Raw genomic sequence first — 6,000 nt, 5'->3', positions numbered from 1 at the left:
ACATAGATGTCATCGCCATGACCGAGATTTTGGTGCCGCGAGGCCATCGAGTCGAATTTGGGACGATTGACGTACCCGGGATCCACTACAACTTAAGCGGCATGGGACGTCTATCAATTGATGGCGGGCCGACGATACCGTTGAGCCCTCATTTACTCATCATCGTGCCGCCAAACACTCCGCTCATGATCGAGGTTGACGGTGGAAATCGCCCTCCGAAGCTCATTTCGAGAGACTGCTGGACTCGTCAAGAAGGCATCCTTCGCGTCGCAGTGCCGAAAGAGCAACCAGAGATCGTCCAGATATGCGGCTTTTTTAACGCATCCTTTGGTCAGTCTGTGAGGCTGTTCGGAGAACTCCGCGAACCGGTCATCGAGCAATTCGAGCCGGCGGACAGGATTGATCTCAAGCTTCGCGAAGCAATGAACGAGTTGTTACAGCAAGAGGTCGGCGTTGGAGCCATGACAGCTTCTCTGCTCAGGCAGATCGTTGTCTCGTTGGTACGACGGTCGCTCAAGTCATCCCGACGGTGGACTGATCGGTTCTCGATACTTGCCGACAGGCAGGTCACCCGTGCTTTTGCAGATATGGTGGCGCGGCCGGGAGCCGCTCATTCGGTTCAAAGCTTGGCACACAGTGCAGGATTGAGTCGTTCGGCGTTCATGGCGCGCTTCTCGGACATTTTTGGACAATCCCCGATGGCTGTCTTGCGACACTTAAGAATGCGCCAGGCCGCGATCGATTTGACGACAACGACGATGTCGATCGACGCAGTGGCTCTTAATGCGGGGTACGAGAGCCGTTCGAGTTTTGTACGGGCTTTTCGAAAGGCGTACAATCGAGATCCGAGCGACCATCGGCGGATCGCCAAGGAGGGCGAAGCACGGAAGGATATTTGAGAACGGGGTGCGATCCGCTCGTAGGCTTATGCGCTCTACGATGGACACCCTAAGCATCGCGCTTCCTGTACGATAAGCAAGGTCCACCGGTCCCCCCACGACATCTAAAGGCTCTGCAGCCGGACAGGTCGGCCTGGTTTTGCCGATTCCCACTGTGATTCAATGAGTTTCGCTGGCGAGGCGACCGCCAAGCGCAGTTGGCTTGCTCGCACGACAGCCTGCGAATACTGAAAAGACGGACCGGATCTCTTCGGCCACGCAACATGTGTGCGCCTTCGTCGCGAAACGCAGTGGCGAGTTCCGCGCTCCCTTCCGCAGACAATGCATCCATGAACTCGCCGGTGACGAGCACCGAAGCCTCCAATACCCGGCAATGGGCTTCAACCCGACTAGCGACATTCACGGTGTCACCGATCAGGGTGAGTTCCAATTTCTTCTCATTGCCAACGTCTCCATGGATGACTTCGCCGTAATGGATACCGACGGCAATACGGAGCGACTGGTCTCTTGCCTCAATGCGTCGGTTCCAAGAATCGACGGATTTGATGAGCTCGATCGCACACTCCGCAGCGTTGGTGGCGTCGCGCAGGCTGGTCAACTGCGGGCCGAAAAAGGCCATCAACCCATCACCCAGGAACTTGTCGATCGAACCCTGATGGGAGAACACCACGTCACTGAACATACGCAAGTGGTGTCGCAGCGCCTGGACGACGACATCCGGAGGCCTGTTGGATGAGAAGTCAGTGAACCCGACGATGTCGACAAACAGGACTGCTGCACGCTGACAACGCGTAAACGAAAGAGGGGTCCGCGCCTTGATGAGCTGTTCAGCGATGCTTGGCGGGAAGAAGCGCGCCAGGTTCATACGTTCGCGCTCTGCTTTCTTGACGAGCTGGTTGGCGGAAAGTCTATGGAGCACAAGCATTGTCGTGACCAAGAGCGCGATCAGGCTAACACTGGATCGCAACGCTGCGATCCCATTGGGGACGAAGCCGTGCGTAAGAATATAGCTGAGGATGGTAAGCAGTGCGCAGACTAAGCCGACGACGACAGCGCCTCCGCGATCGAGATCCTGGGCAGCTACCAACACGACGACAACATACAGCGAGGCGACCGCGAACTGCAGTGATGACAAGGTATCGACCAGAAAGATGCCGATCGCGAGTACGGCTGCAGGAGCCAGGTACCTGAACCTTTCTATACGCATTGGACGCTCATGGCCGGTGTCAGCTCCCGCGCGGCTTCCCGGCCGGCGTGGGCCGGAGGCCGGCCTCGCCTGCTCGCGCCAGAACTCCTCAGGTGCGTTTCAGATCCTCGACCAGCATCGTCGCAGCGTGGCGCGCAAGCGCCTGGGTCGGAGCGTTGGTATTGCCGCTGGTTATGTTCGGCATGATCGAGGCATCGATTACCCGCAGGCCGTCGACGCCGCGGACCCTGAGCCTCGCGTCAACCACCGCTCGTGCATCCTGGCCCATCCGGCAGGTGCCGACCGGATGCCACATTGTCGTCACGACGCGCTTCACCCATTCGCGGATCTCCGCATCCGACTGGACGTGCAGGCCGGGGTCCATCTCTTCCTCGATCACCGGCGCCAACGACTCCTGGGCCATGACCTTGCGGATCGCGCGCACTGATTCCACCGCGGCCCTCAGGTCTTCCTCTTCGCCAACGAAATTCGGGTTGATGAGGGGCATCGACGTCGGGTCACTGTCGGCCAACCGCACCCAGCCGCGGCTCTTAGGCTGAAGCACCACGAGTTCGAAAGTGATGCCCGAGCGGTCGCCCGCCGGGCCGAGCTGCTCGTTCAAGACGATAGGAGCGTGATAGCATTGGATCGTAGGCTCGGCGGTGAAATCAGATGGATTCCAGTGTGTCACCGTCTCGATGCCATTACCCGACGCCGGGCCGTCCTTCGTGACGAGATAGCGCAGGCCGGCCTTCACGCTGCCGAGACCCTGCGCGGCAGCCTGATAGCCGAGATCACCCTTCACATAGACACGGACCGGTACCATCGGGTGATCCTGGAGATTTTCGCCTACCGCCGGAGAATCGACGATCACCGCGATACCGTGTTGACGCAGCTGCTCGGCTGGCCCGATGCCTGAGTGCATGAGGATCGTCGGGCTATGGACGGCGCCAGCCGACAGCACAACTTCGCTGGCCATGATCCTCTTCAGGCTCGTGTCCATGAACTCAACGCCCACAGCCCGCTTGTTTTCGACGAGGACGCGAGCGACGGTCTTGCCGGTGAGCAGGACCACGCGGCCCGAAGTGAGGTGCGGGCGAAGATAAGCGTCGACCGCGCTGCATCGGCGCTGGTCTCCGACCGTCGACTGCACCGGCGAGACGCCGATCTGGCTCTTGCCGTTATAGTCGGGATTATAGGGAATCCCATATTCCTGGAATGCCTTGAGGCAATATTGGTTCAGCTTATTGATGCCCTTGGGCAACTGGACAGCCAGGCCACCATCTATGCCGTGATACTCGTCGTGGAAGGTGTCGTTGTCCTCCTGCGCCATGAAGACGGGAAGCAGGTCTTCATACGACCATTTTCCGGTGTCGCCGACCGCGTCCTGCCACGCGGCGAAATCGCGCATCTGACCACGCACGTAGCACATCGCATTGATCGAGGAGCCGCCGCCGAGTACCTTGCCTGAGCGATATGCTCGCTTCGTCCCGTGCTGGGGAACCGTCTCGTATTTCCAGACATGCCGGTCGTGGGCCAGAAGTTTGGCGAAGCCCGCTGGGATGTGGATGAACGGATCGCGATCCATGTCGCCCGCCTCGATTAACGCGATCGACGCATCGGTGTGTTCGGCAAGATAACTCGCAACGACGCAACCGGCTGCGCCTGCACCAACAATGACAATATCGTAGGCTTCGTGGGACATCAGTGTCGTTTTTCTTTCACAGAATTTGCATCGTTCAATCAGCGTCCATCGCTGATGTGGCGCTATCGCAGCTCCTGATCCTGAGATTGATCGGACCATGCCTTTGGAGAGTGATCCTGCAACGCCGGCGGGGGAAATCACCTATCGCCATAGAGTCGATAGGCGATCGTTATTGTCGCTCCCCCGAGGTCCTATGGACGGCTGCAGACGAACATTGGCGACGTCTCGACGACGCCATCGCAGCTTTCAGCCGGCTGCGCGCCTGCCCAATTCCGGACGGATCGCAACTGGCTTCTCAGGCGGGTTCAGGACTGACGTCGTGAACAGGACAGCCGCAGCGAGGACCCAGTAGTACCAGGCGTCGAGCCCTGTGAATTTGAAGGCAAACGGTGCGATGACAAAGACCACCCCGACGGCGCGATCGACCCAAAGGTGCAGCCAGTAGGGAATGATGTGGACGATCCCGGTGGGATGGTCGGTCAGGGAGGCCAAGAGCAGCGCGGCCACACCGGCGACGACCGAGAGCTCGACTGCAACCGGTCCGCTTTGACCGAGCCCCAGCACGAACGGCGCGGCGATCAAGACGACCGCGACAGGATAGTCAATCAGGTAGGCGTGGATAGACTTGGTGATGAAGCGAAACGACATCGGAGACTCCTCTGGTCGATTACTTGAGCGGGTCCTTGCGACGCGGAAAGTGCATCCACCCAAGAGAGAGATTACGCAATCCTGTGCCAGCAAGCACTCCGGCACGGGCCAATCCGGTTAGACAAGCAATAGGCGTAGGCCGGCACGTCAACCATTGGAAATGCCCGGTCGTTATCGTTTCCATTCCAGTCGTCGGGCGCCACGGAAGCGGGTAAGCGTGGCGCGTCGACCGCGAGTCCGACGGTGGTGGCTCAGTGTCCGGCTGTCGAGGTCAGGGACAGCTTGGGAAGTCAGCATTGTTCGCGTAGCGCATTTGGGTGGCTTTTGAACCAACCGCAGTGAACGCATGCGCCGCATGTTCTTCCGGGCGCTGGACGCATTCGACGATTTCACGCCGTCCGAGCGACGACCGACCAATCGCGAAGGCGAGCGAACTTGACGAACGCATCCAGCGCCGGCGAGTAGCAGCGCCCCTGCACTGCCAGTAGCCGCACCTCCCGCGAAACCAGGTCGCCTTCGAGCGGGATGGTCTTGAGCGTCGGAAGGTGCGGCATGTGCTCGGGCGCGAGTATCACGCCGAAGCCAGCGGCGGCCATGTGCTGCAAGTGCAAGTCATGACCGCTGCAGTGGCCGAGGTGGAGCGGTTCCTCGGGGAAATACGACCGTTGGATCTTCGGAGTGATGTCGCATCCGGCGCGTTCCAGCAAGATGGTCTCACGGAGGTCGTCGATGCCGATCGAGGGACGGTTTGCGAGCCGGTGTGTCGGCGCGAGAACCGCGACGTAGCGCTCCTCGAACAGCGACCAGTCGTCGATGCGGGCGGGCACGTCCTGCACGTCGCCGACCATTGCGGCATTGATCTCCCCCTCGAGCAAGAGGTCGACGAGCTTCTCCGTCACATCCTCACGCAACTCTACGTGAAGTCCGGGAACGAACTTTGCGATCTCGGCGATCGGATCGAGGACGAGCGAGGCCGAGATGGATGGGGCGAGGCCGATCCTCAGTGGCGCGACTTCCTTGCGTTGGAACTCCTGGGCTCGGCGACGCACCGCCTCTGCCGAGGCCAGTGTGCGCTCCAGCATCGGAAGGACCTCTTTTCCAAGGTCGGTGAGCTGCGTCAACTGGCGTTCGCGGTAGATCAATTGGCCGCCGAGCTCCTGCTCGAGTTTCTGCACCGCCTTGGTCAGAGCGGGCTGCGTAACGTTGCACTGCTCGGCCGCGCGGGTGAAGTTGAGCGTGGACGCGACGGCGAGGAAGTAGCGAACCTGATGAAGCTCCATGGGCTGCTATGTTCTCCGTCAAGGTGCGGCTGTCTCTACCGACAGGCCTTGCGTCGCCCTGCCCGGATTCGGGCGCTCGTGGTCGTTCACCAAGAGGGGGAAGGCGAACTCGGTGACCGTCAACGGCCGCATTTTGACGGATAGGGGCGCCTCGGTCGACTACGCGGAGGTATGATGAGGTTCGCTTGTCGCTGCTTGTGCTAAGCGATCGCTTAGAAGTGAGAGCGTAAACCTCGCGCCCCGAATCCGTTGGCCGGATCGGCCCCTAAAGGAGAGGATCAG

Annotated in this window: 5 protein-coding genes; 1 reads left to right on the top strand and 4 read right to left on the bottom strand. The window is 60.1% G+C overall.

Annotated elements, in window-relative coordinates:
- The coding region (locus tag AB4Z51_RS31935) for a helix-turn-helix transcriptional regulator (RefSeq protein WP_441498726.1) at positions 1-899 on the top strand (899 nt) is incomplete at its 5' end.
- A gap of 49 nt (positions 900-948) precedes the next feature.
- Here the strand turns inward: AB4Z51_RS31935 and AB4Z51_RS31930 are convergent.
- From AB4Z51_RS31930 to AB4Z51_RS31915, 4 genes are all read right to left on the bottom strand, one after another.
- Complete coding sequence (locus AB4Z51_RS31930) at positions 949-2,106, bottom strand: adenylate/guanylate cyclase domain-containing protein (protein WP_135214194.1); 1,158 nt, start codon at positions 2,104-2,106, stop codon at positions 949-951.
- Positions 2,107-2,194: 88 nt separating this feature from the next.
- A complete protein-coding gene (locus tag AB4Z51_RS31925) occupies positions 2,195-3,790 on the bottom strand; it encodes a GMC family oxidoreductase (protein ID WP_135214193.1) in 1,596 nt (531 codons plus the stop codon).
- A gap of 246 nt (positions 3,791-4,036) precedes the next feature.
- Positions 4,037-4,438 (bottom strand): SPW repeat domain-containing protein, encoded by a 402-nt coding sequence (locus tag AB4Z51_RS31920; RefSeq protein ID WP_135214192.1) that lies wholly within the window; start codon positions 4,436-4,438, stop codon positions 4,037-4,039.
- Positions 4,439-4,827: 389 nt separating this feature from the next.
- The gene (locus AB4Z51_RS31915) at positions 4,828-5,718 is read right to left on the bottom strand and encodes a LysR family transcriptional regulator (protein ID WP_135214191.1); all 891 of its coding nucleotides are present in this window, start codon (positions 5,716-5,718) and stop codon (positions 4,828-4,830) included.
- Positions 5,719-6,000: the final 282 nt, after the last annotated feature.

This window comes from Bradyrhizobium sp. 2TAF36, from assembly GCF_052114925.1.
Classification (GTDB): Bacteria; Pseudomonadota; Alphaproteobacteria; order Rhizobiales; family Xanthobacteraceae; genus Bradyrhizobium; species Bradyrhizobium barranii.
The sequence above is the reverse complement of the archived record's forward strand: the minus strand, read 5'-3'. Positions and strand labels throughout refer to the sequence as shown.

Coding starts and splice junctions, on each gene's coding strand:
- AB4Z51_RS31915 (WP_135214191.1), bottom strand. CDS start 5,718: ATGGAGCTTCATCAGGTTCGCTACTTCCTCGCCGTCGCGTCCACGCTC.
- AB4Z51_RS31925 (WP_135214193.1), bottom strand. CDS start 3,790: ATGTCCCACGAAGCCTACGATATTGTCATTGTTGGTGCAGGCGCAGCC.
- AB4Z51_RS31930 (WP_135214194.1), bottom strand. CDS start 2,106: ATGCGTATAGAAAGGTTCAGGTACCTGGCTCCTGCAGCCGTACTCGCG.
- AB4Z51_RS31920 (WP_135214192.1), bottom strand. CDS start 4,438: ATGTCGTTTCGCTTCATCACCAAGTCTATCCACGCCTACCTGATTGAC.